Annotated in this window: 26 protein-coding genes and 1 tRNA gene; 14 read left to right on the top strand and 13 right to left on the bottom strand. The window is 72.3% G+C overall.

Annotated elements, in window-relative coordinates; translation table 11 throughout:
- Nucleotides 1-37: 37 nt before the first annotated feature.
- The gene (locus LY13_RS16940) at nt 38-1,474 is read left to right on the top strand and encodes an NAD-dependent succinate-semialdehyde dehydrogenase (protein ID WP_253829442.1); all 1,437 of its coding nucleotides are present in this window, start codon (nt 38-40) and stop codon (nt 1,472-1,474) included.
- Between the two features lie 57 nt (nt 1,475-1,531).
- Here LY13_RS16940 and LY13_RS16935 read toward each other — a convergent pair whose 3' ends face one another.
- Nucleotides 1,532-2,899 carry a DUF2252 domain-containing protein gene (locus LY13_RS16935; protein WP_253829441.1) on the bottom strand — a complete coding sequence of 456 codons (1,368 nt, stop codon included), beginning with the start codon at nt 2,897-2,899 and terminating at the stop codon, nt 1,532-1,534.
- 90 nt (nt 2,900-2,989) lie between these two features.
- Nucleotides 2,990-4,246: an ornithine--oxo-acid transaminase gene (rocD, locus tag LY13_RS16930; protein WP_253829440.1), complete on the bottom strand. Its 1,257-nt coding sequence runs from the start codon at nt 4,244-4,246 to the stop codon at nt 2,990-2,992.
- A gap of 260 nt (nt 4,247-4,506) precedes the next feature.
- On the opposite strand from rocD, the gene LY13_RS16925 reads away from it, so the two are divergent.
- Together LY13_RS16925 and LY13_RS16920 are read left to right on the top strand one after the other, a co-directional pair.
- On the top strand, nt 4,507-6,603 hold the full coding sequence (locus LY13_RS16925; RefSeq protein ID WP_253829439.1) for a S9 family peptidase: 2,097 nt from the start codon (nt 4,507-4,509) through the stop codon (nt 6,601-6,603).
- Entirely contained in the window at nt 6,600-7,553 is a 954-nt protein-coding gene (locus LY13_RS16920; protein WP_253829438.1) for an LLM class F420-dependent oxidoreductase, read from the top strand. Before LY13_RS16925 ends, LY13_RS16920 begins: the two co-directional genes overlap by 4 nt.
- A 28-nt stretch (nt 7,554-7,581) precedes the next feature.
- Here the strand turns inward: LY13_RS16920 and crcB are convergent, their stop codons facing one another.
- The 3 genes from crcB to LY13_RS16905 form a co-directional block, all read right to left on the bottom strand.
- The gene (crcB, locus tag LY13_RS16915; protein WP_253829437.1) at nt 7,582-7,959 is read right to left on the bottom strand and encodes a fluoride efflux transporter CrcB; all 378 of its coding nucleotides are present in this window, start codon (nt 7,957-7,959) and stop codon (nt 7,582-7,584) included.
- Nucleotides 7,956-8,360 carry a fluoride efflux transporter FluC gene (locus tag LY13_RS16910; protein ID WP_253829436.1) on the bottom strand — a complete coding sequence of 135 codons (405 nt, stop codon included), beginning with the start codon at nt 8,358-8,360 and terminating at the stop codon, nt 7,956-7,958. Before LY13_RS16910 ends, crcB begins: the two co-directional genes overlap by 4 nt.
- A gap of 112 nt (nt 8,361-8,472) precedes the next feature.
- Nucleotides 8,473-9,117: a dihydrofolate reductase family protein gene (locus tag LY13_RS16905; RefSeq protein ID WP_253829435.1), complete on the bottom strand. Its 645-nt coding sequence runs from the start codon at nt 9,115-9,117 to the stop codon at nt 8,473-8,475.
- Nucleotides 9,118-9,331: 214 nt separating this feature from the next.
- Between LY13_RS16905 and LY13_RS16900 the strand changes: the two genes are divergently transcribed.
- Entirely contained in the window at nt 9,332-9,700 is a 369-nt protein-coding gene (locus LY13_RS16900) for a YciI family protein (protein ID WP_253829434.1), read from the top strand.
- Nucleotides 9,697-10,923 (top strand): RNA polymerase sigma factor, encoded by a 1,227-nt coding sequence (locus tag LY13_RS16895; protein WP_253829433.1) that lies wholly within the window; start codon nt 9,697-9,699, stop codon nt 10,921-10,923. Before LY13_RS16900 ends, LY13_RS16895 begins: the two co-directional genes overlap by 4 nt.
- 13 nt (nt 10,924-10,936) lie before the next feature.
- Here LY13_RS16895 and LY13_RS16890 read toward each other — a convergent pair whose 3' ends face one another.
- From LY13_RS16890 to LY13_RS16880, 3 genes are all read right to left on the bottom strand, one after another.
- Nucleotides 10,937-12,115: a hypothetical protein gene (locus LY13_RS16890; protein ID WP_253829432.1), complete on the bottom strand. Its 1,179-nt coding sequence runs from the start codon at nt 12,113-12,115 to the stop codon at nt 10,937-10,939.
- Nucleotides 12,116-12,288: 173 nt separating this feature from the next.
- Nucleotides 12,289-13,140, bottom strand: coding sequence for a hypothetical protein (locus LY13_RS16885; RefSeq protein WP_253829431.1), 852 nt, complete (start codon nt 13,138-13,140; stop codon nt 12,289-12,291).
- A 174-nt stretch (nt 13,141-13,314) separates the two neighbouring features.
- A complete protein-coding gene (locus LY13_RS16880; protein WP_253829430.1) occupies nt 13,315-14,031 on the bottom strand; it encodes a YdcF family protein in 717 nt (238 codons plus the stop codon).
- A 167-nt stretch (nt 14,032-14,198) separates the two neighbouring features.
- On the opposite strand from LY13_RS16880, the gene mgtE reads away from it, so the two are divergent.
- On the top strand, nt 14,199-15,536 hold the full coding sequence (gene mgtE, locus LY13_RS16875; RefSeq protein ID WP_253829429.1) for a magnesium transporter: 1,338 nt from the start codon (nt 14,199-14,201) through the stop codon (nt 15,534-15,536).
- 70 nt (nt 15,537-15,606) lie between these two features.
- Here the strand turns inward: mgtE and LY13_RS16870 are convergent, their stop codons facing one another.
- Nucleotides 15,607-15,921, bottom strand: coding sequence for a LapA family protein (locus LY13_RS16870; RefSeq protein WP_253829428.1), 315 nt, complete (start codon nt 15,919-15,921; stop codon nt 15,607-15,609).
- Between the two features lie 464 nt (nt 15,922-16,385).
- Here LY13_RS16870 and LY13_RS16865 point away from each other — a divergent pair, with 464 nt between their 5' ends.
- Together LY13_RS16865 and LY13_RS16860 are read left to right on the top strand one after the other, a co-directional pair.
- The gene (locus LY13_RS16865; RefSeq protein ID WP_253829427.1) at nt 16,386-17,615 is read left to right on the top strand and encodes a helix-turn-helix domain-containing protein; all 1,230 of its coding nucleotides are present in this window, start codon (nt 16,386-16,388) and stop codon (nt 17,613-17,615) included.
- A 65-nt stretch (nt 17,616-17,680) separates the two neighbouring features.
- Complete coding sequence (locus LY13_RS16860) at nt 17,681-17,968, top strand: hypothetical protein (RefSeq protein ID WP_253829426.1); 288 nt, start codon at nt 17,681-17,683, stop codon at nt 17,966-17,968.
- 184 nt (nt 17,969-18,152) lie between these two features.
- Here the strand turns inward: LY13_RS16860 and LY13_RS16855 are convergent.
- Nucleotides 18,153-18,226 (bottom strand) — tRNA-Pro (locus LY13_RS16855).
- A gap of 360 nt (nt 18,227-18,586) precedes the next feature.
- On the opposite strand from LY13_RS16855, the gene LY13_RS16850 reads away from it, so the two are divergent.
- Entirely contained in the window at nt 18,587-19,054 is a 468-nt protein-coding gene (locus LY13_RS16850; protein WP_253829425.1) for a hypothetical protein, read from the top strand.
- A gap of 168 nt (nt 19,055-19,222) precedes the next feature.
- On the opposite strand, the gene LY13_RS16845 is transcribed toward LY13_RS16850, so the two are convergent.
- Nucleotides 19,223-19,906, bottom strand: a complete 684-nt coding sequence (locus LY13_RS16845; RefSeq protein WP_253829424.1) for a YdcF family protein — start codon at nt 19,904-19,906, stop codon at nt 19,223-19,225.
- A gap of 214 nt (nt 19,907-20,120) precedes the next feature.
- On the opposite strand from LY13_RS16845, the gene LY13_RS16840 reads away from it, so the two are divergent.
- On the top strand, nt 20,121-20,966 hold the full coding sequence (locus tag LY13_RS16840; RefSeq protein ID WP_253829423.1) for an acyl-CoA thioesterase: 846 nt from the start codon (nt 20,121-20,123) through the stop codon (nt 20,964-20,966).
- Nucleotides 20,967-21,115: 149 nt separating this feature from the next.
- On the opposite strand, the gene LY13_RS16835 is transcribed toward LY13_RS16840, so the two are convergent.
- A complete protein-coding gene (locus LY13_RS16835) occupies nt 21,116-22,360 on the bottom strand; it encodes a Glu/Leu/Phe/Val dehydrogenase dimerization domain-containing protein (RefSeq protein ID WP_253829422.1) in 1,245 nt (414 codons plus the stop codon).
- 342 nt (nt 22,361-22,702) lie between these two features.
- Here LY13_RS16835 and LY13_RS16830 point away from each other — a divergent pair, with 342 nt between their 5' ends.
- Nucleotides 22,703-23,626 carry a LysR family transcriptional regulator gene (locus LY13_RS16830; RefSeq protein ID WP_183652460.1) on the top strand — a complete coding sequence of 308 codons (924 nt, stop codon included), beginning with the start codon at nt 22,703-22,705 and terminating at the stop codon, nt 23,624-23,626.
- A gap of 58 nt (nt 23,627-23,684) precedes the next feature.
- On the opposite strand, the gene LY13_RS16825 is transcribed toward LY13_RS16830, so the two are convergent.
- Nucleotides 23,685-23,885 (bottom strand): PspC domain-containing protein, encoded by a 201-nt coding sequence (locus LY13_RS16825; protein ID WP_253829421.1) that lies wholly within the window; start codon nt 23,883-23,885, stop codon nt 23,685-23,687.
- A 108-nt stretch (nt 23,886-23,993) separates the two neighbouring features.
- Here LY13_RS16825 and LY13_RS16820 point away from each other — a divergent pair, with 108 nt between their 5' ends.
- From LY13_RS16820 to LY13_RS16810, 3 genes are all read left to right on the top strand, one after another.
- Nucleotides 23,994-24,959: a LysR substrate-binding domain-containing protein gene (locus LY13_RS16820; RefSeq protein ID WP_253829420.1), complete on the top strand. Its 966-nt coding sequence runs from the start codon at nt 23,994-23,996 to the stop codon at nt 24,957-24,959.
- A gap of 52 nt (nt 24,960-25,011) precedes the next feature.
- The gene (locus LY13_RS16815; RefSeq protein WP_253829419.1) at nt 25,012-25,509 is read left to right on the top strand and encodes a DnaJ family domain-containing protein; all 498 of its coding nucleotides are present in this window, start codon (nt 25,012-25,014) and stop codon (nt 25,507-25,509) included.
- A 347-nt stretch (nt 25,510-25,856) separates the two neighbouring features.
- Entirely contained in the window at nt 25,857-26,147 is a 291-nt protein-coding gene (locus LY13_RS16810; RefSeq protein WP_253829418.1) for a transposase, read from the top strand.
- The last annotated feature ends 24 nt before the right edge of the window (nt 26,148-26,171 follow it).

Below are 26,171 nucleotides of genomic sequence, written 5' to 3'. Positions count from 1 at the left end.
GGACACTGAGCGCACGCGATCAAGGAGGCTCCCCGAGATGACCTATCCGGACACCCGGCTCTTCATCGACGACGACTGGAGGGATGCGGAGGACGGTCGCCGGATCGACGTCCACAACCCCGCGACCGGCGAGGTGATCGGCGGTGTGGCGCACGCCTCGCGCCGTGACCTCGACGCCGCCGCCGACTCGGTGCGCCGGGGATTCGAGGTGTGGCGCGACTACACGCCCGCGCAGCGCGCCGCGATCATGCACCGGGCCGCCGCACTGGTGCGCGAGCGCGTCGGTGAGATCGCCGAGCTGATGACGCGCGAGCAGGGCAAGCCGCTGGTCGAGGCCAAGGGCGAGATCCTGGCGGGCGCGGACATCATCGACTGGTTCGCCGACGAGGGACTGCGCGTCTACGGCCGCACGGTGCCGCACCGCGCGGACCCGTCGATCCGCCAGCTCGTCGTGAAGGACCCGGTCGGCCCGGTCGCGGCCTTCACGCCGTGGAACTTCCCGATCAACCAGGTGGTGCGCAAGCTCGGTGCCTGCCTGGCCACCGGGTGCTCGATGGTCGTGAAGGCCCCCGAGGAGACTCCTGCCAGCCCGGCGGCGCTGGTGAGCGCGTTCCAGGACGCCGGCCTCCCCGCGGGCGTCCTCGCGCTCGTCTACGGCGACCCGGCGGAGATCTCCGAGTACCTGATCGCGCACCCGGCGATCCGCAAGATCACCTTCACGGGGTCGACCGCGGTCGGTAAGCAGCTGGCCGAACTCGCGGGACGGCAGATGAAGCGCGTGTCGATGGAGCTGGGTGGGCACGCGCCGGTCATCGTGTGCGAGGACGCCGACGTGGAGCTCGCGGTCAAGACCATGGCGAAGGCGAAGTTCCGCAACGCGGGCCAGGTGTGCATCTCGCCGACGCGGTTCCTGGTGCACGAGTCCGTGCGCCCCGACTTCGCCAAGGCGCTGGCGGAATCGGCCACCGGCGTGACGGTGGGCGACGGGCTGGCCGACGGCACCGAGATGGGCCCGCTGGCCAACAGCCGGCGTCTCGACGCCATGGCCTCGCTCCACGAGGACGCCGTGGGCCGGGGTGCGGCGACACTCGCCGGCGGTGAGCGGATCGGCGACGCGGGCAACTTCTGGGCGCCGACCGTGCTCGACGAGGTCCCCTCCGATGCGCGGCTGTTCAACGAGGAGCCGTTCGGCCCGGTCGCGGCGATCCGCGGCTTCACCGACCTCGACGAGGCGATCACCGAGGCCAACCGGTTGTCGTACGGCCTTGCCGGCTACGCCTTCACCCGGTCGCTGGCCGCCGCCGACACGCTGACGCGGAAGGTCGAGGTGGGCATGCTGTGGGTCAACATGCCGGCCATGCCGTCCGCGGAACTGCCGTTCGGCGGCGTGAAGGACTCCGGCTACGGGACCGAGGGTGGTCCGGAGGCGATGGAGGCCTACCTGAACACGCGCTCGGTCAGCATCGCGCACTGAGTCGCCCCGGCCGGTCCGGGCACGGTGACACCCGTCGCCGCGCCCGGACCGGCCGGATCAGTCCTCCTCGAACTCGGCCTCGAGCTTGCCCGCCTTGATCGCGGCGACCAGTTCGGCGTGGTCGGCCTCGGTCCGGTCGGCGTAGCGCACCGCGTAGCGGCCGACGGCCTCGTCCATGTCGCTGTCCTCGGCGAAGTACCCCGCCAACAGGCGCGGGTCGAGCGAGCGCGTGTGGGCGCGGGCGAGCAGGGCGCCCGCGAGCCTGCCGTAGTCGTCGAGGTGTCCGCCGTCGAGGCCGGTCGGGTCGATGTCGCCCTTCATGTTGCGGAACTGGCGGACGATGTACGGCCTGCCCTCGATCGTCGTCCAGCCGAGCAGGATGTCGGTCTCGGCCTGCACCAGTCGCGCGCCGTGGACGATGCGGTGTCCCTCGTGGTCCCACGGTTCGGGATCGAGGACGTCGGCCAACGCGGACGGGCACGCCTCTTTCAGCTGCAGCACGAGAGCCTCGTCGCCGTTGCCGCGCAGCAGCGCGATGTAGCCGCGGCGGCCCACGCTGCCGGTGCCGACGACGCGGAAGGCCACATCGGACACCGAGTAGCGCGTGATGAGGTTGCGGCGCGACTCCCTGAGCGTGTCCACGTAGGACTCCAGCCCAGCGATCACGGCGTCGGCCGTGGCCTCGTCGACACGGGTGCGCTTCGGCGGTTCCTCGGTGAAGCGCCACGCGCTGTCGCCGGAGGCGTGGGAGTACTCCTCGGTGCGCTTCGCCGCGATCTTGGCGCTCGTGTTCTTCCGCGCCTTCGCCGCGGCCTTCTCGAAGTCGTCGATCAGTTCGTCGGCCTTCGCCTTCTCCACCACCGAGGAGTCCGGCAGCGCGTTCCACGACCGGAGGAACGGCACCTCGGCGAGCTCGCGCACCGTGCGGCGGTAGGACTTGACGACGTCCTCGGCCGCCTTGCGGCACTTCTTCTCCGACACGTCGCCTTCGCGGCCCGCGAGCACGAGGCTCGTCGCGAGCCGTTTGAGGTCCCACTCCCACGGGCCCGGCACGGTCTCGTCGAAATCGTTGATGTCCATGACGATCTCGCCCTCGGGCGTGCCGAAGAGCCCGAAGTTCGCCGCGTGGGCGTCCCCGCACAGCTGGGCGTGCATACCGCTGGACGGCGTGCCCGCGAGGTCGGCGGCCATCAGCCCGGCGGCGCCGCGGTAGAACGCGAACGGCGACGCGGCCATCCGGCCGTGCCGCAACGGCAGCAGGTGCGGCAGGCGCCCGGCGTTGCTCGCCTCGATGTAGGCGAGCACGTCGGGTCGCTGCGGGCTCGTCGCGTCGTGGTCGTGGGACGTGGGTGGGGTGGCGTCCCGCATCGCCTTTCCGCGGGCGACGACGTCCTCGGTGCTCACCGGCGTGCGCAGATCGATCATGTGCCCATTCTGCCCGGCGGCCCGCGGTGTCCGTGCGGTGTTCCGGTGATCCGCACGGACACGTCCGCCGCTGCCCTCTCGTGCAGGGGCCTACGCTCCGACGACCGCTTCGATCGCGTCGATCCCACGGTCGAGCTCGGCCTCGGTGATCACCAACGGCGGCGCGATCCGCAGGGTGGAGCCGTGGGTCTCCTTGCAGAGCACGCCGCGTGCGCGGAGCTCCTCGGAGGCCTGGCGGCCCGTCGGCCCGCCGGGGGCGATGTCGACACCCGCCCACAGGCCACGGCCCCGGACCGCGCTGACGCCGTGGCCGACGAGTCCGGCCAGGCGCGTGTGCAGGTGTTCGCCCAGTGTGGTGGCGCGCCGGGCGAACTCGCCGGTCGACAGCAGCCGCACCACGGCGCGGCCGACGGCGCAGGCGAGCGGGTTGCCGCCGAACGTCGAGCCGTGTTCGCCGGGTTGCAGCACGCCGAGCACGTCGCGGCGGCCGACGACGGCCGACACCGGCACGATGCCGCCGCCGAGGGCCTTGCCGAGCGTGTACAGATCCGCTCGTACGCCCTCGTGTTCGAGCGCGAGGACCGTGCCGGTGCGGCACAGGCCCGACTGGATCTCGTCGGCGATCAGCAGCGCGCCCGCCTCGTCGCACAGCCTGCGCACCTCGGGCAGGTACCCGGCGGGCGGTACGACGACGCCGGCCTCACCCTGGACGGGTTCGACCAGCACGGCCGCGGTGTGGTCGGTGATCGCCGCGGCGAGCGCGTCGGCGTCGCCGTAGGGCACGACGTCGAATCCCGGGGTGAACGGGCCGAAGTCGGCGCGGGCGTCCTCGTCGGTGGAGAACGACACGATCGTCGTGGTGCGGCCGTGGAAGTTGTCGGAGGCGACGACGATGCGCGCCTGCCCGTCGGGCACACCCTTGACCCGGTGGGCCCACTTGCGCGCGACCTTGATCGCGGACTCGACGGCCTCGGCGCCGGAGTTCATCGGCAGCACCATCTCGGTGCCGGTCAGCTCCGCCAGCTCGCGGCAGAACAGCCCGAACCGGTCGTGGTGGAACGCGCGGGACGTCAGGGTGACCCGCTCCAGCTGCTCGGTCGCCGCCGCGATCAGGTCGGGGTGCCGGTGGCCGAAGTTCAGCGCGGAGTAGCCGGACAGGAAGTCCAGGTACGTCGTTCCCTCGACGTCGGTCACGGTGGCGCCCTCGCCGCCTGCGATCACCACCGGCAGCGGGTGGTAGTTGTGCGTGCTCCACTGCTCGTCGAGTGCGATGAAGTCGGCCGTGGCCGCCGGAGCGGCGGGCGACGGGCTGGACGTGGCGGCGGTGCGGTCGGCGAACGTCGTCATGCGTTCAGATTAGGGCCGATCAGGTGTCGAGATCAGCCGGAATGCGTTGCGCAGGAGCGAGGATCATTGCGTGCTCGCGGCGTCCGAACGGTGATTCGTTGTGCGCCAACGTCGGACCGTGAGCCGGCGGGCGGGCGCCACGGCGGTGCGGGTGTGGCCGGCCACGCTCCCGGCGGTGCGGCCGGACGCCTCGCGCGCGTGCCACGCGCACCGGGCGCGGCGTGGCCGGGCGACGGCGGGGTCTGCCAGAGTGTCGTTCCGTGACAGACGATCTCTCCTTCCTCCGCGCCCAGGCGCGCACGCAACGGTTCACGCTCGGCACGCCCCGGCAGTTCCAGGTCACGCCCGACGGCGGGCGCGTGCTGTTCCTCCGCTCCGAGTCCGGGGTCGACCGGCGCAACAGCCTGTGGCAGCTGGACGTGACGACGGGCGAGGAGTCGAAACTGGTCGACGCGGCCGAGCTGTTGCCCGGCGAGGAGGACCTGCCCGCCGAGGAACGTGCCCGGCGCGAACGCACCCGGGAGATGTCCGGGGGAGTGGTCGGGTTCGCGACCGACGCGGCGTGCTCGGTCGCCGCGTTCTCGCTGTCCGGCAGGCTCTACACCGCCGACCTGACCACCGGCGCGGTGCGGATGCTCGTCGACGCCGCGGTGATCGATCCGCGGCCGAATCCGCAGGGCACGCACGTGGCGTACGTGGCGGACCGGCGAGTGCACGTCGTGGAGCTGGCGACCGGTGACGACCGGGTCGTGGCGGGGCCGGAGCCCACCGAGGGCGAGGACGTCGGTTGGGGGCTGGCCGAGTTCATCGCCGCGGAGGAGATGCGGCGCGTACGCGGCTACTGGTGGTCGCCCGACGGGCGTAGCCTGCTCGCTGCGCGCACCGACCGCTCGGAGGTGCCGCGCTGGCACATCGCCGATCCGGCGAACCCTGCGTCGCCGGTGAACACGGTCGCCTATCCCGCGGCGGGCACCACGAACGTCGCCGTGTCGGCGGCGGTCGTCACGCTCGACGGTGAGCGGGTGGACGTTCCGGCGGGCGAGTGGGAGTACCTCGTCGCGGTGCACTGGTCGGCGGGCGGGCCGCCGCTGCTGACTGTGCAGTCTCGCGACCAGAAGACCCTCGAGGTGCGCGCCCTCGACGTCACCGACGGCTCGACGCGGGTGCTGCACACCGAGCAGGACCCCGACTGGGTCGAGATCGTCACCGGCGTGCCCGCGTGGACCCCCGACGGGCGGCTCGTCCGCGTCGGCGTGGCCGACGGGGCGTATCGCCTGTTCGTCGACGGCACCGCGGTCACCGGCACCGACCTGCAGGTGCGCTCCGTCCTCGACGTCGGCGACGAGGTGCTGTTCAGCGCCTCCGGCGACGACCCGACCCAGATCCACGTCTACCGCACCGACAGCGGCACGGTGCGGCGGTTGTCGGAGGGCATGGGTGTCCACAACGGAGCTGGCACGGTCGATGCGGCGGTGCTGGCGTCGTGGAGCCCCGACTACGCGGGCATCGGCGTGTCGGTACTGCGCGGCGGCGAGCGTGTGGCCGGCATCGCCTCCGTCGCGGCGGATCCGGGGATCGAGCCGAACGTGCACTGGCTCGAACTGGGCGAGCGGGCGTTGCGCGCCGCGCTGGTGCTGCCGACCGGACACGCACCGGGCGACGGGACGTTGCCCGTGCTGCTCGACCCCTACGGCGGGCCGCACGCCCAGCGGGTGCTGCGCAGCCGGAACGCGATGCTCACCCCGCAGTGGCTGGCCGACCAGGGCTTCGCGGTGCTCGTCGTCGACGGCCGCGGCTCGCCCGGTCGCGGGCCCGCGTGGGAACGGGCGATGGCGGGCGACCTCGGCGACGTCGCGCTGGCCGATCAGGTCGACGCGCTGCACGCCGCGGCCGAGCGGTTCGGCGACCTCGACCTCGACCGGGTCGCCGTCCGCGGGTGGTCGTTCGGCGGCTACCTCGCGGCCGCGGCGGTGCTGCGCAGACCGGACGTGTTCACCGCGGGGGTCGCGGGCGCCCCGGTGACCGATTGGAGCCTGTACGACACGCATTACACCGAGCGCTACCTCGGCCATCCCGACGAGGCGCCCGAGGTGTACGAGCGCAACTCCCTGATCACCGACGCGCCGAAACTGGAGCGGTCGTTGCTGATCGTGCACGGGCTCGCCGACGACAACGTGTTCGTCGCCCACGCGCTGCGGCTCTCGTCGGAGCTGCTCGCCGCGGGCCGCGCGCACACGTTCCTGCCGCTGGCCGGGGCGACGCACATGACCCCGCAGGCCGAGGAGGTCGCGGAGAACCTGATGCTCACGCAGGTGCGGTGGCTCAAGGAGCAACTCGGCGTGGAGGTGGGCGCATGACGGGACGGTGGGGCCTGACCGTTCCGCTCGACGGGCTGTCGCTGCCGGAGCATCGCGAGCTCGTCGCGCAGCTGCCGGATCTCGGCTACACGGACCTGTGGTCGGCGGAGGCAAGCGGCGCGGACGCGTTCACGCCGCTGGTGCTGGCCTCGCAGTGGGCTCCCGAACTGCGGCTCGGCACCGCGATCGCACCGGTCTACACCCGTGGCCCCGGCCTGCTGGCGATGAGCGCGGCGAGCGCCGCCGACTGCGCGCCGGGCCGGTTCGTCCTCGGCGTGGGCACCTCGTCGCAGGTGATCGTGGAGAACTGGAACGCGGCCGAGTTCGCCGAGCCGTACGCGCGGACCCGCGACACGGTGCGGTTCCTGCGGGCGGCACTGGCGGGGGAGAAGGTCACCGAGGAGTACCCGACGTTCACGGTCCGCGGGTTCCGCCTCGGCCGCCCACCCGAGACGCCGCCGCCGGTGATGGTCGCCGCGCTGCGGCCGGGCATGCTCCGGATGGCGGGCCGCGAATCGGCCGGTGCGATCACGAACTGGCTCGCGGCCTCCGACGTGCCCGCGGTGCGCGGTGAACTCGGTGCCGACTCCGAGCTGGTGGCGCGCATCTTCGTCTGCCCGACCGAGGACGCCGACGAGGCGCGGGCCTTGGCCCGCAGGCACATCTGCGCCTACCTGACGGTGCCGGTCTACCGCGCGTTCCACGACTGGCTCGGGCGCGGCGAACGGCTCGCCGCGATGCAGGAGGCGTGGGCGGCGGGTGACCGGAAACGCGCCGTGGAGTCGGTGCCGGACGACGTGGTGGACGAGCTGGTCGTCCACGGTGGACCGGAGGCGTGCCGCGAGGGGGTGCGCGCCTACGTGGAGGCCGGGGTGACGACACCGGTGCTGATGCCGCTGACCACGGGCGGCGATCCGGCGGCGCTGGTGCGGGCGCTCGCACCAGCGTGAGGCGCACGACCGGCCGGGTTCGCCTGGGTCAGCCCCACAGGGCGCCGCCGGCGAGCAGGCCGGCGAGCGCGGCGGCGAGCCCGGCGAGGACGGTCACCACGACGTTGGCGGCCGCGTGCCGGTGCCGTCGCTGGGTGATCAGCTGCACGGTGTCGTAGCCGAACGTCGAGAACGTCGTCAACGAGCCGCACAGTCCGACGCCCGCCAGCGCGAACACCGCGCCACCTGCCGTGCCCGCGGCCAGCACCCACGAGGTGAGCAGCCCGAGCAGCGCCGACCCGAGCACGTTCACCGCGAGCGTGCCCCACGGGAACGCGGTGGTGCGGCCCCGCTGCACCCGTAGGTCGATGAGGTACCGCAGGAGTGCGCCGCCCGCTCCGCCGAGCATGACCATCGCGGGCGTCATGCCGGGCGCCCCGGCCGGTCGAGCAGCCTGCGGGCGCCGGTGACACCCGCGACGACCGCGAGCAGCGACGCCAGGACCGACCCGGCGGCGTACGCGAACGCGGCGACGAGATGTCCGTCGTAGGCGGTCGCGAGTGCGTCGAGCACGTACGTCGAGAACGTCGTGAATCCGCCGAGCACGCCGACCCCCAGGAACGGCCGCAGCAGCCGGGGCTGCGGCGCCTGCCGGGCCAGGACGGCCATGAGCGCCCCGAGGGCGAGGCAGCCCGCGACGTTGCCGAGCAGTGTCGCGACGCCCGCGGGTGACGGCAGGGCCGCGCCGAGCGCGTAACGTGCGAGGCTGCCGAGCGCGCCGCCCGCGGCCACGGCGAGCAGCACGTCCCAGCGGTGGGTCCCGGTCATGGGCCCATCATCACCGATCGCCCGCGCCGCACTCCGGCAACCCCGCGGCGGGCACCGCCCCGGGCCGTGGCCCCGGGCGTCCGCCGACGTGCCCGCCGCGGACGTTTCAGCGTCAGCGTCGCCAGAAGAAGTGGTGCACGATCCCGCTCGAGCTCGGCACGCGTTCCAGGTGGAATCGGTCGGTCAGCTCGTCGGGCGATTCCCAGAGCCGTTTGCCCGTGCCGAGTTCGTCCGGTGTGACGGCGATGTGCATGTCGTCGATCAGATCCGCGTCGAGGAAGGAACGCAGGGTGGCGACGCCGCCGCCGATACGCACGTCGCCGCCGTCGGCGGCCGCCTTCGCCTGCTCCACGGCGCGCTCCGGCGTGGCGTCGAGGAAATGGAACGTCGTCTCGCCGAGCGTCAGCGTCGGGCGAGGATGGTGGGTGAGCACGAACACCGGCGTGTGGAACGGCGGTTCGTCGCCCCACCAGCCCTGCCACTCGTGATCCGGCCACGGGCCGGTCTGCGGGCCGAACTTGCCACGGCCCATGATCTCGGCCCCGATGCCGCGGGTGAAGTCGCGGGTGAGCCAGTCGTCGAGACCTCGGTGGCCGCCGGGTTCGGTGCGGTTGACCCAACTGGCCGTCGCGCCCGCCCAGGCGAACAGGTCGCCGGGGTCGACGTCGCCGAAAGGCCGGTCGACACTCGGGTCGTCGCCCGCTCCGATGCCGTCGGCGGTGACGGTGATGCAGTGGACCCGGACTCGCTGTGTCATGTCGTCTCCTCGGGTGTCGGTCGTCGTGGTGAGCGCGCGGCTGCGGCGCTCACCGGGTGGTCGTCACCGATCGGCGGTTCGCGACATCCCGGCGCGCGTCGTTTCGACGAGAATGCTCCGCGGATCCGCTCGCGCACGGTGTCGCGTCTGCCGGTCCGGTGACGACCCCCAGGTGTGCCGCCGCGGCGGCGGCACCCGAACCGAGGAGGACACAGTGAAGTACGTGATCATGATGCAGGTCGACCCGGCCGTGATGGAGAACCTCACCGAGGAGCAGCAACAGCGGATCGGGGAGGGGCACGGCGCGTTCATGTCCGAGATCAAGGAGAGTGGCGAGTTCGTGGCGACGCAGGCGCTCGCCGACCCGAGCCGCAGCAGGGTCGTCCGCAGCGGCTCCGACGGGCCGGAGGTGACCGACGGCCCGTTCGCCGAGAGCAAGGAGTACCTGGGCGGGTTCTACCTGGTGGACGTCGAGAACGAGGCGCGTGCGTTGGAGTTGGCGAAGCGCATCCCCGACGCGAACGTTCCGGGCCTGGCGTTGGAGGTGCGGCCGGTGCTGTTCGCGGACCTGGGAGACGGGTGACCGACGAGAACCGGGCGGCGGACCTGTGGCGCGAGGCGGCGCCGCGGGTCCTCGCCCGCCTGGTGCGCGGCTACGGCAGCGCGCGGTTCGATCTGTGCGAGGACGCGGTGCAGGAGGCACTGCTCGACGCCCACCGGCAGTGGCCCTCCGGCTCGCCGGACGACCCGCTGGGCTGGTTGACGGCGACCGCGCGCAGGCGGTTCGTGGACCGGGTCCGCAGCGACGCCCGGCGCAGGGACCGTGAGGAGCGGGCGGCGCGGTTGCATCCGCCCGTGCATCCGGAGGCGGCGGAGCGGGACGACTCGCTGCTGGTGCTGCAGCTGTGCTGCCATCCGGAGCTGCCGCGGGCGGGCCGGGTCGCGTTGACGCTGCGCGCCGTGGCGGGCCTGACGACGGCGCAGATCGCCGGGGTGTACCAGCTGCCCGAGCGGACGATCGCGCAGCGCATCACGCGCGCCAAACGCGCGCTGGCCGCGACGGGGAGGGCGTTGCCGAGGCCGGAACACGCGGCGGAGCGGCTCACGTCGGTCCTGGACGTGCTGTACCTGATGTTCACCGAAGCCCACCACACCACCGGCGGTGCGCCGCCGCGGGACGCCGACCTGGCCGCCGAGGCGATCCGGCTCGCACGATCGTTGCGGGACAGCGTGCCCGATTCGGCCGAGGTGGCCGGACTGCTGGCGCTGATGCTGTTGACGGAGGCGCGCCAGCCCGCGCGCATCGGTCCGGGCGGGGCACTGCGACCTCTCGACGAACAGGACCGCTCGCTGTGGGACCGCGCGCTGATCGCCGAGGGCACGGCACTGGTGGAGCGGGTCGTGGCCGGGGCCGAGCCGGGTCCGTACCTGCTGCAGGCGTGCATCGCGGCGCTGCACGCCGAGGCCCCCGACACCGACCGCACGGACTGGGAGGAGATCCTCGTGCTGTACCGGCTGCTGGAGTCGGTGACCGGGCACGCGAATCCGACGATCACGCTGAATCGCATCGTCGCGCAGGCCATGGTCCACGGCGACGCGGCCGGGTTGGCCGCGCTCGACGAGCTGGCGGCGCGCAGCCCCGGGCTGCCGCGGCTGGAGGCCGTGCGGGCGCATCTGCTGGAACGGTCGGGCCGCGGCGAGGAGGCGGTGGCAGCCTACCGCCGCGCGATCGCCGATGCGGTCGGTCTCGCCGAACAGCGGCACCTGCGGTCCCGGCTGCGGCGGCTCGCGCCCGGCGACGGCTGAGCGCCGGGTACAGCTAGGCGGTGCGTGCCTGCGGTGTCCTGGCTTTGGCGGGCGGACCCTGCGGTGCCGGTCCCGCGTCGGGGACCGCCTCCGGGGTGCGTTGCGACTCGCCTGCGGTGTTGGCGATCTGGCGGGTCGCGCTCTGGTCCGTCCCGGTCCGCGGAGAGCCGTTCCGCTGGGCGACCGGCGGTGCTGCCCCGTTCTGCCGGACGCCGTTCTGCCGGACCCCGTTCTGCTGGGTTCCTGCCTGCGGGGGCCGGGCCCGCGAGGCTGCGGCCTGCGGAGCTGCGGTCTGTGGAGCTGCGGTCTGTGGGGGCGGGGTCTGTGGGGTTGCAGGCTGCGGGGTTGCGGTCGGTGGCGACGACGTCGGGGCGGGGGAGTGCTGCGGTGCGGCTGTGTGCGGTGCGGAGACGTGCGGGGACCGGTCGTCGGTGGGCGCGGCCTGGATGCTGCGGGTGCCCGCATCGGCGACGCCGCTGTCGTGGAACTCGGTCTCACCTGCCGTGGCGAGACTGGCGCTGACCGTGCGCTGGAACTGCCGGTGCACGTTGGCCAGTTCGTGGCGCAGTGCGTGGACGCTCTGAGCCACGGGATCCTTGTCGGACACGGTGCCGGTTTCGGTGGCGCGCAGCAGGACGTCGATGTGGCCGTGGAGGCGTTGGTGCACATAGCCGAACGCGATGAGCTGGTGCTGCACCTCCAGGCTCGGTGAGGTCCGGGACAACGCCTTGATCATCGTGTCCTGCCAGCGTTGGCAGGACTGGCGGTAGTGCCGGTTCGCGGACTGGCGGTAGTGCGGCGCCACCTGTGTGTCGAGGCCGATGCGGATGAGTTCGGTGCTGGTGTCGACGAGTTCACGGGCGGCCATGGTCAGGGCGTAGGCCCACTCCCACTGTTCCGCCTGGGCGCTGGCCTGGTTCTCCTGCTGGGCCTGTTCGAGCTGCGTACTGGCGAGCTTGACCTGTTCCCACGCCCAGCGCGCCTGGTCGCGGGCGCTCTCGTCGGCCTCGGCCGCCTGCCCGGCGTGACTCTGTGTCTCCGCGGACAGGTCGCGGACCTTGACGGCCAGTCTTCGGATCTGCTGTACCTGCCGGCGCGCGACGACGAGCTGCCAGCCGGCGAGCGACACGGCGACGATCGCCACTGCTGCCAGGCCCACCGCGGCCCAGAGGGCCACCTCCGCTGTCCGCATGGGTGCTGAGGCTCTCACATTCCGTTTTGGTGAACATGAGAGGTGAGGTAGGACTCACCGGTTAGGATGCGCGTTTTCACGGACAGTGTTCCCGCTGCATCGTTTCGCGACCGTGATCGGGACGAAACGGATTCGTGAGCCGGTGCGGTCGTGTGGCGTCGTCCAGGGCGCGGTCACCCGGGACGGGCTGTGCGGCGCGCGCAGGTCAGCAGCGCGCCGGTGAGTGCCACGGCCGCGAGCCCCGTCGCGGCGGCCGCGGCCCACCCGAACAAGGACGCCGAGGTCGGCGCGTCGCCGAAGGTGGTCACCGCCGTCCAGCCGAACACCCCGATCGCGCCGAGGAACGGCACCACCGCGCCCAGCGCGGCACGCCATCCCCAGCAGGTCATCGCGACCCAGGTGGCCGCGAACCAGGAGGTCGTCGCGACGAGCAGGGCGAAGGTGGTGGCGACGGCCAGGGGGTCGCCGTCCACGGTGGCGCCGACCGTGCCCGGGGTCGCGTTCGATCCCATGATGGCCGGCCAGAACAGCATGATGGCCTGTTGCACGAACGCGGACGCGAGGATGCCGGCGACGAGGAGCGGCGCCAGGCTCCGCGTGCGGTACCCGTTGTCGCCGCGGCTCGGTACGAGCAGGAACAGGCCCCAGCTCAGGCCCTGCATCGTGACGAGGACCGCGGCGAAGTCGGTTCCGCCGGCGATGATGTCCCGGTTCCGGGTGCGGAGCATGCCGGTCTGCGCGAGCGCGAGAAGGCCGGTGGATATGGCGATGGCGGCGACGGCGCACAGCAGCGCGCGGCCGAAGTCGGCCCACCACCCCGGGACGCGGTCCTGGAATCGCGGATCGCCGGCCGGGGCGTGGCGGTTGTCGTGGCGCGGTGCGGGCGACAGGTTGGCGGCTGCGTTCGGGGGCCACGGTCCCGGTGGCCAGTGCGGCCCCTGCGGTCCGGATCGCGAGGGCTGTCCGTGGGGCGCCGGTCCGGGCGGGCCGGGGGTGCCGTGCGGGCCGGGCGGTGTCGGCGGCATGGACGGCAGCGTAGTGTTCGCGGCGTCGCCGGATGTCCTGATCGTCGGCATCGGGGCACTGGTCACAGCCGGGAACGGCCGCGGGTGCGTGGCCGTCGAATCCGCCCGTCCGGACACCGTTCTCTCCGGCGCCGCGTCCTTTCCACTGTGGCCGCCTTTCCACCGTGGCCGCGTTCAGCTCAGGTCGGTGAGCTCCGGGTGGGGCGTGATGAGGCGGTCGGTGTAACCGGCGGCGACGAGGCGGTCGTAGGCGCGGCGGACGTGATCCGGAATGCGCTGGGGTGCGATCTCGCCGGAGCGGCCTTGCAGGTCGAGTCGCTGGGTGTCGCCGACGAGCATGGTCGCCACGCGGTCCGGGTCGCCGAGCGAGGCGAGATACGTGTCGAGGTCCTGGTCGCCGCCGGTGCAGTGGACGTCGACGTCCGGCCAGCGGGCGGCCGCGACGGCCCGTGCCCGGCGTTGCTGGTACGGGCGCGAGACGAGCAGCACGCTGCGTGGCGTGCGGCCCTCGGCTGCGAGCAGGGCGCGGGTGTTGTCGATGTTGCCGACGGTGCTGGTGGCTTCGGTGTCAATGCGCACGGCGTCGGCGGGGACCCCGTGGCGCAGGGCGATCTCGCGGAAGTGGACGGCTTCGCCGCGCGGGAACCGCCCGGCGGTCGTGGGCGTGGTGGCGCCGGTGAACACGACGAGCGGGAACAGGCCGCGGTGATACAGCGCGGCGGTGCGGACGGCGACGCCCGCGTCGTGACTGCCGAGTCCCACGGCGACGTCGACGGGCCGCAACGGATCGTCGATGCGGTGGAAGTGCCAGAGTGTCTCGACGTCGGCGCGCACCGAGGCAGGCCATCCGTCGCCGGCGGCGAGGGTGTCGCGGCGGCGTGAGTCGGTCACGGGTTCATCCTCGCCGATCGGGGCCGGAGCGGCAGGTGTGACACGTTCGGCTGTGGCTCACCGCACCCTGCCCGCGTCGCGAGCGTGCATGTGCGCCGGGATCGCGAATGATGGAACGCGACAGGCGCCGAGATGCCTCGGGCAGCAGGCAGCGGAGGAGTAGCGGGATGACCGCGGACACGGACACGCTGGACGACCTGTTCGACGCACACGACCTGCCGGGGCTGGAGAGGTGGGTCGCCGACCATCCGCCGCACGAGGTCGCCGACGAGCTCGCCCGCGCCGACGGGGTCCGAGCCGCGCTGCTGTTCCGGCTGCTCGACAAGGACCGTGCGTTGACGGTGTTCGAGGAGCTCGACCCGCCGGACCAGCACAAGGTGCTCGCCGAACTGCGCGGCGAGGCGTTCCAGGACGTCGTCGAGGAGATGGATCCCGACGACCGCGCGCGACTGCTCGGTGAGGCACCGGCGAAGTTCGCCAGGCAGGTACTCGCCGGGCTCAGCCCGCGGAAGCGGTCGATGACGGCCGGCCTGCTCGGCTACCCGGACGGGTCCGTCGGCCGGTACATGAGTCCGGAGACCGTGGCGTTGCGGCAGCGGCGGACGGCAGGGGAGGCGCTCGAGGTGGTGCGCGACCGCGGCGCCGACGCCGAGACCGTCTACACCCTGCCGGTCACCGACGACCAGCGGCGTTTCGTGGGCGTCGTGTCGTTGCGCGACGTCGTGTTGAGCGCCCCGGACCGGCCCGTGACCGAACTGCTCAAAGAGGACTATCCGGTGGTCGAGGCCACCGGTCAGGCGGAGGACGCCGCACGCCTCATGCAGGAGGCGAACGTGCTGGCGCTGCCCGTGGTCGACAGTGAGAACCGGGTGCTGGGGCTGCTCACGATCGACGACGCGTTCGAGGTCATCGAGGCGGCCGACACCGAGGACATCGCCAGGCAGGCTGCCGCGGCGCCGTGGAGCGGCCACTACATGTCGGCGAGCGTCGTGCAGCTGGCCCGGTCGCGGGTGGTATGGCTGTTGCTGCTCATCGTGGCGGCGACGCTGACCGTCAACGTGTTGCAGTTCTTCGAGGCGTCGTTGACCGCGGTCACCGCACTGGCCCTGTTCATCCCGTTGCTGACCGGTGCGGGTGGGAACGCGGGTGCGCAGGCGGCGACGGCCACCGTGCGCGCGCTCGCCGTCGGAGAGGTCCGCACGCGGGATCTGTTGCGGGTGGCCTGGAGGGAGAGCAGGGTGGGCCTGCTGCTCGGCGCGGCGCTCGGCGCGGTCGGATTGGTGATCGGCAGTGTGCTGGTCGACGTGCCGGTGGCCACGACCGTCGCCCTGTCGCTGGTGGTGATCTGCAGTTGGGCCGCCACGGTCGGCGCCACGATGCCGTTGCTGGCCAAGCGGCTCGGTATCGACCCGGCGGTGATCTCCGCACCGCTCGTCACGACGCTCGTTGACGCCACGGGCTTGTTGATCTACTTCCTCATCGCCCACGCCGTGCTCGGCGTCTGAGCGCGGGCCGGCGCCGCCGACGCCGGCCCGCGCGTGCGGCCGTGTCGCCCGGGGCGCTCGTCGGTCGTCGTCAGGTGGTGGGCGTGCCGTTGCCTCCGCGGCGCACGTTGCGGCGCAGCTGCATGATCCGCACTGTCCCGGGGACGGCGATGAGGACGGCGCCTGCCGCGAACCCCAGGAGGATCGCGACGGCCAAGGGCAGGTGGCCGTTGAATCCGAGCAGGTTGATCTGCACGCTCTGCAGGTTCTGGAGGATGAAGACCAGCAGCAGTACCAGGACGATCGCGGCGACGATCAGGCCGACCCACAGCCCGCCGGAGCGGGTGCGGCCGACGGTGGTGGCGTCGCCGACGTGGTCGCCGGTCGACGGTCGTGAGTGTGTCATCGTCCCCTCCCGTGTGACCGAGACGTTCCGAACGCTCCACCGTCGACTTCCCCGGAATACGGTGCGCTACTCGCGAGGAGTGTGCGGCTGCGACCGACGCGTTGTCGTCATGCCTGGTCGGTGGGCGTCGCCGGGCCGCGTGGGATTTGCGACGGCGTACCGCCGCCCGAGCCCGGTGGGAACGGCAACAGCGGCGGGGGCTCATCCTCGCCCGTGTCCGGCAGGAGCGCACCGCGACAACGCTTTCTTCGCGGACTCGTAGCGCTGTACAACCACGGGAGTGTGTTTGCGGCGGGTGTCGCGTCGGCGACGTCGCCGGCCTTGCGGTGCCGCGCGGTTGGCCGATCCTGTCGGGGTGGTGATCGCGCTACCCTGGCCGCGTCCTCTTCGCGGAGGTGACGCCCCCGGGTTTGGCCACCGTGGGCGTCCGCGAAGGGCATCGACTCCGCGAAGGGTGTGGTGCTATGTACCCGCAGCCGCACGACGAGGTGACCGTCGGGCAGCGCATCAAGTTCTTCCGCGAGCGCGCGGGACTGTCCCGCCCGGTGCTCGCCGGGCTGGTGGAACGGTCCGCCGAGTGGCTCAAAGCCGTGGAGAACGGGCGGTTGCAGACACCGCGGCTGAACATGCTGCTCAAGCTCGCGCATGCGCTCGAGCTCGACGACCTGGCCGAGCTGACCGGCAACGGTGACGCCGTGTCGGTCGAGATGTTCGCCGGCACCCGGCACGCCGCCCTGCCTGCGGTGCAGGCCGCGATCACCGAGTACCGCGTCGCGGGGGCGATGCCTGCCGCGCCGCCGAACGTCGAGCATCTCGCGCGGCGCCTCGAACGGGCGTGGCGGGTGCGCCACTCGACGCCGGATCACCGCACCCAGCTCGGCGCGGTGCTGCCGGACCTGATTCGCGATGCGCAGGCGGCCGTGCGCGCGTTGCGTGGTGACGATCGGCGCCAGGCGCGGCGCGTGCTCTCCGGCGTCTACCAGCTCGCCGACTTCTACGTCGCCTACCAGCCGGCGCCCGAGCTGGTGTGGATGGTGGCTGACCGCGCGCTCACCGAGGGGCAGGAGGCCGATGACCCGCTCGTCGCGGCAGGTGGCGCGTGGGCGATGGTGCAGGCGCTGCGCGAGTCCGGCCGGTGGGACGAGGCGCTCGCGCTGGCCGAGGACGCGATCCGGCAGCTACAGCCCTACGACCAGCAACACGCCGACTGGCGGGGCATGGCCGGCGCGCTCGAGGTCGAATGCGCACTGGTGCACGCCCGGCGGGGCCGGCACGGCGAGGCGATGGCGCGTTGGGAGACGGCCGACCGGATCGCCCGCGATCTGGGCACCGGGTATCGGCATGTGCAGTCGAGTTTCTCGCAGCCGGTCATGGGCGCGCACGCGGTCACGATCGCCGTCGACTTGCAGCGGCCCGGCGAGGCGTTGCAGGTCGCGGACCGGTTCGACGCCGAGGCGATCCCCTCGTTGGCGCGTCGGTCGCGGCACCTGATCGAGGTGTCGCGGGCGCACTGGCAGCGCGGCGACCGGCACGCAACGTGGGCCCTGCTGAACTCGAGCGAGCGCACCGCCTCGGAAACGATCCGCTACAACGGGCACGCCCGCGAGATGCTCGTCGGGCTGCGCAAGCGGCCGCCGACCGGGCTGGCCGAGGACGTGCGGGACCTGTGCGAACGGGTCGGCGTCGCCGCGTGACCTGACCGGGTGAGGGGTACAAGCCGTACCTGCCACCCCTCTCGCGGCCCGCGATGCTGCCCGCCATGTGGCTCGTGCAGCACGCCGACGGCGGCCTGGTGACCGTGGGACCGGACGGATGGCCGGTCGAGGCCGACCCCGATACGCCTGATCTCGACGCCGTGCCGGGCTGGCGCCCGGTGGTCGAAGGCGTGCGCCACATCGGCGGCACGGTCGACGCGCCGGCTGCCGACACCGTGGCCGAGATGCTGTGCGGCCGCCAGGTCGTCGTACCTCGCCGCCGGCGCCGCGTGCCGCCGGCCCTGTTCGACTGCCACGCCTGCTGGCACGAATGGCTCGGCGTCGATGAGTAAGACGCCTCGGATCTACCGGCACCAGATCCGGCCGGTGATGGAGGAAGCTGCCAGGGCGATGGACGACATCTTCGCCCGCAAACCGAGGGAGTAGTCACTCAGATAGTCACTCAGTCGGCGATATGGCCGAACGCAAACAAGGCCGTGACCCGCAAATGTGCAGGTCACGGCCTTGTTTTGCCGGTCGGGCTGACAGGATTTGAACCTGCGACCCCTTGACCCCCAGTCAAGTGCGCTACCAAACTGCGCCACAGCCCGGCCATCGCCTCGCGTCGAAGCGATGTCGGTACTGTACCGCGTCCGCGACGACGGCCTGACAGCGGGTCGCCGAGATCGAGATGTCGGTGGTCGCGGTGCCGGTGTGTGGCTGTGGCGGCGCCGTGGCCAGCTCCGATGTGTTGCGTGTTCCTGGTCGGCCCTTCGTGATCACCCCGTTGCGCCGACGGCCCACCCCGTTGTCCCGATCCGCGGCGGCGACTACTCCGAGCGGGTGAAGCGCGGGTGGGCGGTGCGGTCTCGGCGGTGCGCTCGACCACAGTCGGCGGTCGCCCCGTTTCCGTGCGGAGCGCTCCCGGCTACCCGATGAAGGCCGTTCTCGCAGGCTGAAGGGAGACCGACATGCCTGACGACGCCTTTCTGGCCTTCCTCGTACTGGGTGGGCTGATGATCGCGGTGGACGGTCAGATCCTGTACCGCAGCGGGAAGCGCTATCTGTCCGATGTGGACGACGCCAGGGCGGGGTCGCAGGCTCGCCTCGCCAGCGTGCTGTTCCACCTGCTGATGCTCGGCGTGCTCGCGCTGGTGGCGGTGCTCGACCTCGGCTTCGGCGGCGGCGTGCTCCGCGCGACCGTCGGCAACCTGGGCGTGCTCCTCCTGCTGCTGGCCGCGGCCCACGCCGTGACGATGACCGTGCTGGCGAACATGCACGAAACCGTCCTCGTCGAGGAACGCCTCGACTCCCCGGCCCGGGCCGGGGCAGGGGAGCGGCGCTCCCGGCGGCAGGCCGGCCCGGTCGTCGCACCGGTACCCGGACAGCGGGGCCGCGACCCGCAGATGAGCCCGTCCATCGAGGAACACGCCGAATGATCCGCCCTGCCCGGCCCGTGGCCGGCCCTTACCGGCCGCGGGCCGGACAGAAGCGCGGAGCGGTCCGAGTCGCCCGGGACGCCCCGTCGAACCGCGGAAACAGCTCCGCACGCCACGCCGAACTCCGCACGATACTGAGCTCCGAACACCACGAGGTCCGAATACCGCTCAGCTCCGAACGCCACTGAGCGCACAGCACATGGTCCGGACACATCGGACACAGCACATCGGACCGTGCTGACGGCGTGTGTCACCGCCGGCGGCGCGTGTCACCGGGGGCGGCAGCATCGCTCGCAGGCCGCGCCGACCGAGGACGGCGAGTGCGGGCTTGGCGAGTATCCACTCGCCGAACCGGTACTCCCGCCCGCGTGTCAACCGGGCGGCGAGGTCGGGACGAAGGCGCCACAGCCAGAGTCTCGCCTTCTCCGCGTGCAGCGCATGCGACACGACGGCGATCCGGCCGGCGTCTTCCAGCAACGGGGCGACGTTCACGACGTTCTCCCACGTCGTGCGGCTGGCCGTCTCGGTGGCCAGCGGCCCGGCGTAGCCGCACGCGCGACGGGCGTACGTGGCCATCACGGTCGCCTCCGGCACCGGTCCCGCGACCGCACCGCCCGTCAGGATCAGCCGTGCCCCCGGCGTGCGCGACCGCAGGCCCGCGCGCACCCGCCACCGGTTGACGACGTTCGCCCGCGTGCCCCGGTTGCCGTAGCCGAGCACGACGACGACCTCGGGCCCGGCACCGGCGCCGCGGGCCGTGCCGAGCCACCGCCGTGACGACCGCCAGTGCTCGAACTCGCCCCAGCACAGAACGGCGAGCACCGCGGCGGCGGCCACCGTCGTCGCACGCATACCCCGACCGTAGGCGCGGACCGGCGCGCGACGCTCGTGCTCACACGCACCGTGCCCTCGCGGCCACCCGGAGACACCGAGTGTCATGCCGGTCCCCGTCCCGTCGGCCGGGGACTGTGAGGACCGTCGCCCGGGCCACTCCCGCAGGCGACGGGCGTTGTTACGCCGTGCTAAGCATGTCGACGTTCCTGTCGGGCGGATCGAGGAGGCACCCATGGGCGAGGTCGAGAACCCGGAGCGGGTGAACCGCGAGCACCCGTTCGACACGGCGATCGCGCTGAAACCGGCCGACACCGGCGACAGCGCGTACATCGGGCACACGCACCCGGCCTACGCCAACATGGTCGGCCCGTACGGCGGCATCACGGCGGCCACGCTGCTCGAGGCCGTGCAGCGGCACCCCGAACGGCTCGGCGTCCCGGTGTCGCTGACCGTCAACTACGCCGGGCCCGTCGCCGACGGCGAGTTCACCGTCGCCGCCCGGCCCGCGCGCACCAACCGCTCCACCCAACACTGGTCGCTCGAGCTGACCCAGGACGGCCAGGTCGTCACGACCGCCACCGCCGTGTACGCCGTCCGCCGTGACACGTGGGCCGACACCGAGACGGCCATGCCCGACGTGCCCGCGCCCGCGGCCACGCCCGTCACCGCCATGCCGGAGTACGTGGAGTGGGCCAAGAACTACGAGATGCGCTTCCTCGACGGCGCCGTGCCCGCGCTCGACGGAGCCCCGGAATCGCCCGATTCGACGACCACGCTGTGGGTCCGCGACGCCCCGCTGCGCCCCCTCGACTTCCCGGCGCTGACGTCGTTGTGCGACGTGTTCTACCCGCGCGTGTTCCTGCGCCGCGGCCAGGCGATGCCCGCGGGCACGGTGTCGCTCACGATCTACTTCCACGCGGACGACGACGCACTCGCCGCGCAGGGATCGAGCCCGGTGCTGGCCCGTGCCCGGTCGAATCGCTTCGGACACGGCTATTTCGACCAGTCCGCCTGCCTGTGGGGCACCGGCGGTGACCTGCTCGCCACCACGCACCAGCTCGTCTACTTCAAGGGCTGACCTCGACCCCGGCCCGTGCGGTCGCCACGCCCGGGCCGAACGAGGCGAAGCGGGCCCCGCCTCACGTCATGACGCGAGTGCGGAGCCCGCTTGCCGACGGGTTCCCACCGAACAGGCGACGATCGGACAGGCGACCGTGGGGCCGGAACCTACGGGATGGACACGTCCGGCGACTCGGCGAGCACCTCCCGGTTGGCCGACGCGAGCTGCCACGCCGTCTCCCGCAGCGGCGTCCCGTCGACGTCCCACGAACCCAGCAGCATGGCGACCTTCGACTGCATCTCGGTGCGCAGCCGGTGGAACGACGTCGCCGGGTCGGCGTCGACGTAACCGAGCAGCAGCCACCATGCCCACGCGGCCGCACCCGCGTTGGCGACGAAGTCCGGGATGACCGGGATCTCGCGGGCCGCCAGCATCGCCTCGGCCTCCGGTGTGGTCGCCGAGTTGGCGGCCTCGACGACCACCTTGGCCGCGACGTCGGGCACGTTGTCCGGCGTGACCGCATACGAGATCGCCGCGGGCACGAGGATGTCGGCGTCGGTCGCGATCACGGCGTCACGCGGCAGCTGCTGTACGTCCTCCGGCAGCCTGCTCCGGTCGATCTCGCCGTAGGCGTCCCGCAGTTCGAGCAGCGCGGGCACGTCGAGGCCCTCCGGCCGGTACAGCGTGCCGGCGGCGTCGGCTACGGCCACGACCGGCATTCCCGCCTCGTGCAGGTAGAACGCGGCACCGCCGCCCATCGTGCCGATGCCCTGGATGGCGACGGTGGTCGTCTCGTGCTCCCAGCCCCAGGCGCCCGCCGCGCCGAGGCACGCCTGCGCCACGCCGTACCCGCCGATCACGTCGCCGAGCAGCAGTCCGCCGGGGACGGGCGCGTTCAGGCCGGCCTGCACGCGCCGCAGGGTGCGCTCCGGGTGCGGGGCCCGGCTGATCGCCGCGTGGTAGCTCTGCTCGAGGCCCAGCCGGTCGAAGACGTCGTCGATGAGGTGTTGCGGCACGCCGAGGTCCTCGGCCGTCACCCAGTGGGCGTCCAGCCACGGGCGCATCGCCTGGCAGAACCGCTCCAGGACCTCGACCGCCCGGGAGTCCTTCGGGTCGAAGTCGATGCCGCCCTTGGCCCCGCCCACGGGCAGGTCGAACGTCGCGGTCTTCGCCGCCATGCCACGGGCGAGGTCCTCGACCTCCTTCATCGTGCAGCCCGCGCGCATCCGCGTGCCGCCGGTCGCCAGGCCGGAGGCGAGCGTGTGCACCACGAGGAAACCCTGGGCACCCGTGACCGGGTCGGTCCAGGTCAGCCGCAGCAGGGGCTCGCTGGTGCGGATGTCGGTCGCGCCCGCGCCCCGAGTGCCGGCCGCGGTGCCGCCGGTCGCCGGACGGTTTTCCATCGTGGTCACCTGGAACCCACCTCCACCAATCGTGTCGCCTGTTGTTCGTGTCGCCTGCTGTCGCTGCCTGCCGCCGGGTCGTCCCGCCGGACCGTTCGCACCGGGCAGGTCACCGGCCGTGTCCCGCCACCGAAAACCGCTCCGTCACCGAAAAAGGGCAGCGTCGACCGCCACCCGGCGGTCTGCCGTGTCGTCGATGAGGGATCGGTGCTCGGTTGCGGTGAGGCCGTGTCGCCGCTTCCTGCCCGCTGTGTCCAGCGTGGGGCCGGGGGTAGCTCTGCGTCCAGTTAAAGATCACGCACGGAAACGTTCACGCTTCCTGCACAGGGGCAGGTGTCTACGCTGACGGCCATGGAACTGTCGTTGCACCGCCTGCGCATGCTGCGCGAACTGCACCGGAGGGGGACCGTGACCGCGGCCGCCGGTGCCCTGCACTACTCGGCGTCGGCCGTCTCGCAGCAACTGGCCCAACTGGAACGTGACGTGGGCGTGCAGCTGTTCGAACGACTGGGACGGCGGGTGCAGCTGACCGAGCTCGGCACGCTGCTGGCCGAACACGCCGAGGAGATCCTCGACTCGGTGGGCAGGGCGACGCACGCCCTCGAGAACGCGCAGGACGGCCTGTCTGCGCGGTTGACGGCGGGCGTGTGGGCGTCGGTGGCGTCGGGTCTGTTGCCGGCCGCGCTCACGGCGCTGGCCTCCGACCATCCGGGCATCGAGGTGCGCACGCGGGAACTGGCGCCCGAGGAGACGGCGGGCGCGGTGCGGGACGGCACGCTCGACTTCTCGTTCGTGATCGACTACTCGGACTATCCGATGCCGTGGGATCCGGCGTTGGCGCGCGAGGTCGTCGCCGTGGAGCGGTTGCACGCGGCGGCGCCGACCGGGGTCGTGCCCGAGCCGGCGGTGTCGCTCACCGATCTGGCGGAACACCCGTGGGTGCTGGCGGGGCCGCGGTCGCATTTCGGCCGCGCCGTCCGGATCGCCTGTCAGCAGCGGGGTTTCGAACCGAAGATCGCGCACGAGGTGGAGGAGCAGGCCACGGCGCTGGCGATGGTCGGTTCGGGACTGGGCGTCACGCTCGTGTCCGACCTCGGGCTGTCACTGTTGCCGCCCGGCGTAGACATCGTCGCGCTGACCGAGCCGGTCATGCGGCGGGTGTCGATCGCCTACCGGGCCAAGGGCACGCCGAGGCCGTCGCTGCGGTTGGTCATCGAGGCGGTGCGTGCCGCCGCGGCCGAGAAGGGCCTCGGCGCCAGCGCCACGCTGCCCTGACACGGCGCTTCCCTGACACGGCGCTGCCGTGCCGCGGTGCTGCCGTGTGTGGGCCGGTTCAGCGGTCGCCGACGGGGATGACGATCCAGAGTACGAGGTAGAGCAGGAACTGCGGTCCGGGCAGCAGGCACGAGACGATGAACGCGAGGCGCATCGTCCGCGGTTTCCAGCCGACCCGGTGGGCCAGGCCTGCGCACACCCCGCCGAGCATGCGGTTGTGGCGCGAACGGGTGAGCTTCGTGGTGGTCGGTGTTGTCATACCTCCACCATGCGCCTGCGGCGCGCGTGCGGCATCGGGGACGTCCCCGATGCGGGCCCGGAGATCGCTCGTCCGACGAACCGGCCCGCCCGGCGCTACGGTCGGTGCATGTCGCGTGCGGACAACCTGCCCACGTACACGATCCGCCAGCTGGGCGCGTTCGTGGCGGTGGCGGACACGGGAACGATCAGCGGCGCGGCGGAGCGGCTGCACCTGTCGCAGTCCGCGCTCGCGGCGGCCGTCACCGATCTCGAGAAGGCGCTGAACGTGCGGCTCACCGTGCGGAAACGGGCTCGGGGCGTGCAGCTGACGCCGACGGGTGAGGCCGTGCTCAGCCGGGCGCGCACGTTGCTGCGGCAGGCGGGTGAACTGCAGGCGGACCCGTCGGGCGACGACGGCGTCGTGGCGGGCCCGCTGGCACTGGGCTGCGACTCGTCGCTCGGGCCGACCGTGCTGCCGGAGTTGCTGCGCGGTTTCACCCGGCGTTACCCCGACGTGCGGGTCGAGCTGCACGAGGCGACGCGGAACAGTCTGCGTAGCAGCCTCGACGACGGTGAGCTCGACCTGACGGTCGGCTACGACCTCGGTCTGCCCCCGGACTGGCGGGTCGCGACGCTGGAGTCCCGCGAGCCCGCCGCGGTGCTGGCCACGGATCACCCGCTTGCCCGTGTTTCCGGGCTACTCCGCCTCGCGGATCTCGCGGAAGAACCGATGGTGCTGGTTGACGTCTCGCCGAGTGCCGAGCACGCCGTGGAGGTGTGCCGGCAGGCCGGATTCGCCCCGCGCGTGGCGTACCGGACGCAGAACGTCGCCACGGCGCGGGCGTTCGCCGCCTGCGGGCTGGGGTGGACCCTGCTGGTGCCGCCGCCGTGTCACAGCAGGCCCCGCGATCGGAGTCGTGACGAGACAGGCGTCGTCGTCCGCACCGACCTGGAGCCTCGGCAGGACCCGGTCGGCGTCGTCGTCGCGTGGAACCGGGGTTCGCTGCTCAGCTCGGCGGCGCGGTTGTTGCTGCAGTGTGCCGTCGGGGGAGAGGGCATGGTCGGTGACGCCTCGGGGAGCGGGTCCGGGTAGCCGGTTGCGGGTGGTGGGCGTCCGGCGCGATGATCGCCGGTGAGGTGGGGTCATGACGGAACGCAAACCGCCGGGCGTCGACTTCGAGTCGTGGGTCGAGAAGCAGATCCGCGAGGCTCAGGAACGTGGCGATTTCGACGCGTTGTCGGGCGCGGGCAAACCCCTGACCGGGCTGGATCGCGACTGGCTGAGCACCTACATCGAGCGGGAGGGCCTGTCGGTCGACGCGGCGCTGCCGGAACCGTTGCGACTGCGCAAGGAGGTCGAGAACCTGCCGTCGGCGGTCGCCGCGCTGCGCAGCGAGCACGAGGTGCGCGACCTGGTCCGCGAGCTGAACCTGCGTATCGCCGCGTGGATCCGCTCCGGCGAGGGGCCGCACATCCGCCTGACACCGGTCGCCGTCGACGACGTCCTCGACGAGTGGCGCCGGGCCCGCGGCGGTTCGGGGACCGACGACACGTCCGAAGCGCCGGGGGAGGAGTCGCGCGCGGAGCAGCCGCGGCCCGCGCCACGTCGACGTCGCCGGTGGTGGCGCCGCCGTCGCAACTGAGCGCCGCGGCCGAGGCGTCGACACCGATGGACCGCTGGGAACGACGCGGTAAGGGAGGGCTGGGCCTGTGTCAGGCGGGAAGCCGGAGGGTCTGGAGTGGACCAGTCCTCCGAGTGACGGGGCTGCTCGAATGGATGTGTGACATCTGAGTTCGCTTGCTGAGAGGTGGGCGTGGAAGGATGCCACTGTGCCCAAGCCGTATCCCCGTGAGTTCCGTGAGGACGTCGTCCGGGCCGCTTGTCACAGTTTGCTTCAGCAGCCCCATGGCGTCGGCATCTCCACCTGCTATCGGTATTGAGGTGTACCAAGGATCTTGGACAGGGCCTCTCGATTGAGAGGATGTGTCTGTGCCGGAGGAGCGTCGGAAGTTCAGTCCGCAGTTCAAGGCCGAGGCGGTGCAGCTGGTCGTCACGACCGGTCGGCCGGTGGCTGAGGTGGCCCGGGAACTGCAGATCAACGAGGGGACCCTGGGTAACTGGGTCAATTCCTGGCGGCGGGACAACCCGGAACCCGAGCCCGAGATGAGTCCCGTGGAGCGTGCGCGGTTGAGCGAGTTGGAAGACGAAGTCCGGCGGCTGCGGATGGAGAATGAGTTCCTGAAAAAAGCAGCGGCCTTCTTCGCCCGGACGCAGGACTGAGCCAGCGCTGCGCCCTGATCGAGG

The sequence above is a fragment of the Prauserella aidingensis genome, assembly GCF_024171865.1.
Classification (GTDB): Bacteria; Actinomycetota; Actinomycetes; order Mycobacteriales; family Pseudonocardiaceae; genus Prauserella; species Prauserella aidingensis.
Note: the sequence above shows the minus strand (reverse complement) of the source record. Positions and strands in the feature narration are given on the sequence as shown.

Bases quoted from the DNA above. Each gene is read 5' to 3' on its own strand.
- LY13_RS16830 (WP_183652460.1), top strand. From the start codon at position 22,703: ATGGAACTGTCGTTGCACCGCCTGCGCATGCTGCGCGAACTGCACCGG.
- LY13_RS16890 (WP_253829432.1), bottom strand. From the start codon at position 12,115: ATGCGGACAGCGGAGGTGGCCCTCTGGGCCGCGGTGGGCCTGGCAGCA.
- rocD (WP_253829440.1), bottom strand. From the start codon at position 4,246: ATGACGACGTTCGCCGACCGCACCGCCGCCACGTCCAGCCCGTCGCCC.
- LY13_RS16815 (WP_253829419.1), top strand. From the start codon at position 25,012: ATGACGGAACGCAAACCGCCGGGCGTCGACTTCGAGTCGTGGGTCGAG.
- LY13_RS16910 (WP_253829436.1), bottom strand. From the start codon at position 8,360: ATGACCGGGACCCACCGCTGGGACGTGCTGCTCGCCGTGGCCGCGGGC.
- LY13_RS16870 (WP_253829428.1), bottom strand. From the start codon at position 15,921: ATGACACACTCACGACCGTCGACCGGCGACCACGTCGGCGACGCCACC.
- LY13_RS16825 (WP_253829421.1), bottom strand. From the start codon at position 23,885: ATGACAACACCGACCACCACGAAGCTCACCCGTTCGCGCCACAACCGC.
- LY13_RS16905 (WP_253829435.1), bottom strand. From the start codon at position 9,117: ATGACACAGCGAGTCCGGGTCCACTGCATCACCGTCACCGCCGACGGC.
- LY13_RS16885 (WP_253829431.1), bottom strand. From the start codon at position 13,140: ATGCCGCCGACACCGCCCGGCCCGCACGGCACCCCCGGCCCGCCCGGA.
- LY13_RS16940 (WP_253829442.1), top strand. From the start codon at position 38: ATGACCTATCCGGACACCCGGCTCTTCATCGACGACGACTGGAGGGAT.
- LY13_RS16845 (WP_253829424.1), bottom strand. From the start codon at position 19,906: ATGCGTGCGACGACGGTGGCCGCCGCCGCGGTGCTCGCCGTTCTGTGC.
- LY13_RS16920 (WP_253829438.1), top strand. From the start codon at position 6,600: ATGACGGGACGGTGGGGCCTGACCGTTCCGCTCGACGGGCTGTCGCTG.
- LY13_RS16935 (WP_253829441.1), bottom strand. From the start codon at position 2,899: ATGATCGATCTGCGCACGCCGGTGAGCACCGAGGACGTCGTCGCCCGC.
- LY13_RS16865 (WP_253829427.1), top strand. From the start codon at position 16,386: ATGTACCCGCAGCCGCACGACGAGGTGACCGTCGGGCAGCGCATCAAG.
- crcB (WP_253829437.1), bottom strand. From the start codon at position 7,959: ATGACGCCCGCGATGGTCATGCTCGGCGGAGCGGGCGGCGCACTCCTG.
- LY13_RS16860 (WP_253829426.1), top strand. From the start codon at position 17,681: ATGTGGCTCGTGCAGCACGCCGACGGCGGCCTGGTGACCGTGGGACCG.
- LY13_RS16850 (WP_253829425.1), top strand. From the start codon at position 18,587: ATGCCTGACGACGCCTTTCTGGCCTTCCTCGTACTGGGTGGGCTGATG.
- mgtE (WP_253829429.1), top strand. From the start codon at position 14,199: ATGACCGCGGACACGGACACGCTGGACGACCTGTTCGACGCACACGAC.
- LY13_RS16820 (WP_253829420.1), top strand. From the start codon at position 23,994: ATGTCGCGTGCGGACAACCTGCCCACGTACACGATCCGCCAGCTGGGC.
- LY13_RS16840 (WP_253829423.1), top strand. From the start codon at position 20,121: ATGGGCGAGGTCGAGAACCCGGAGCGGGTGAACCGCGAGCACCCGTTC.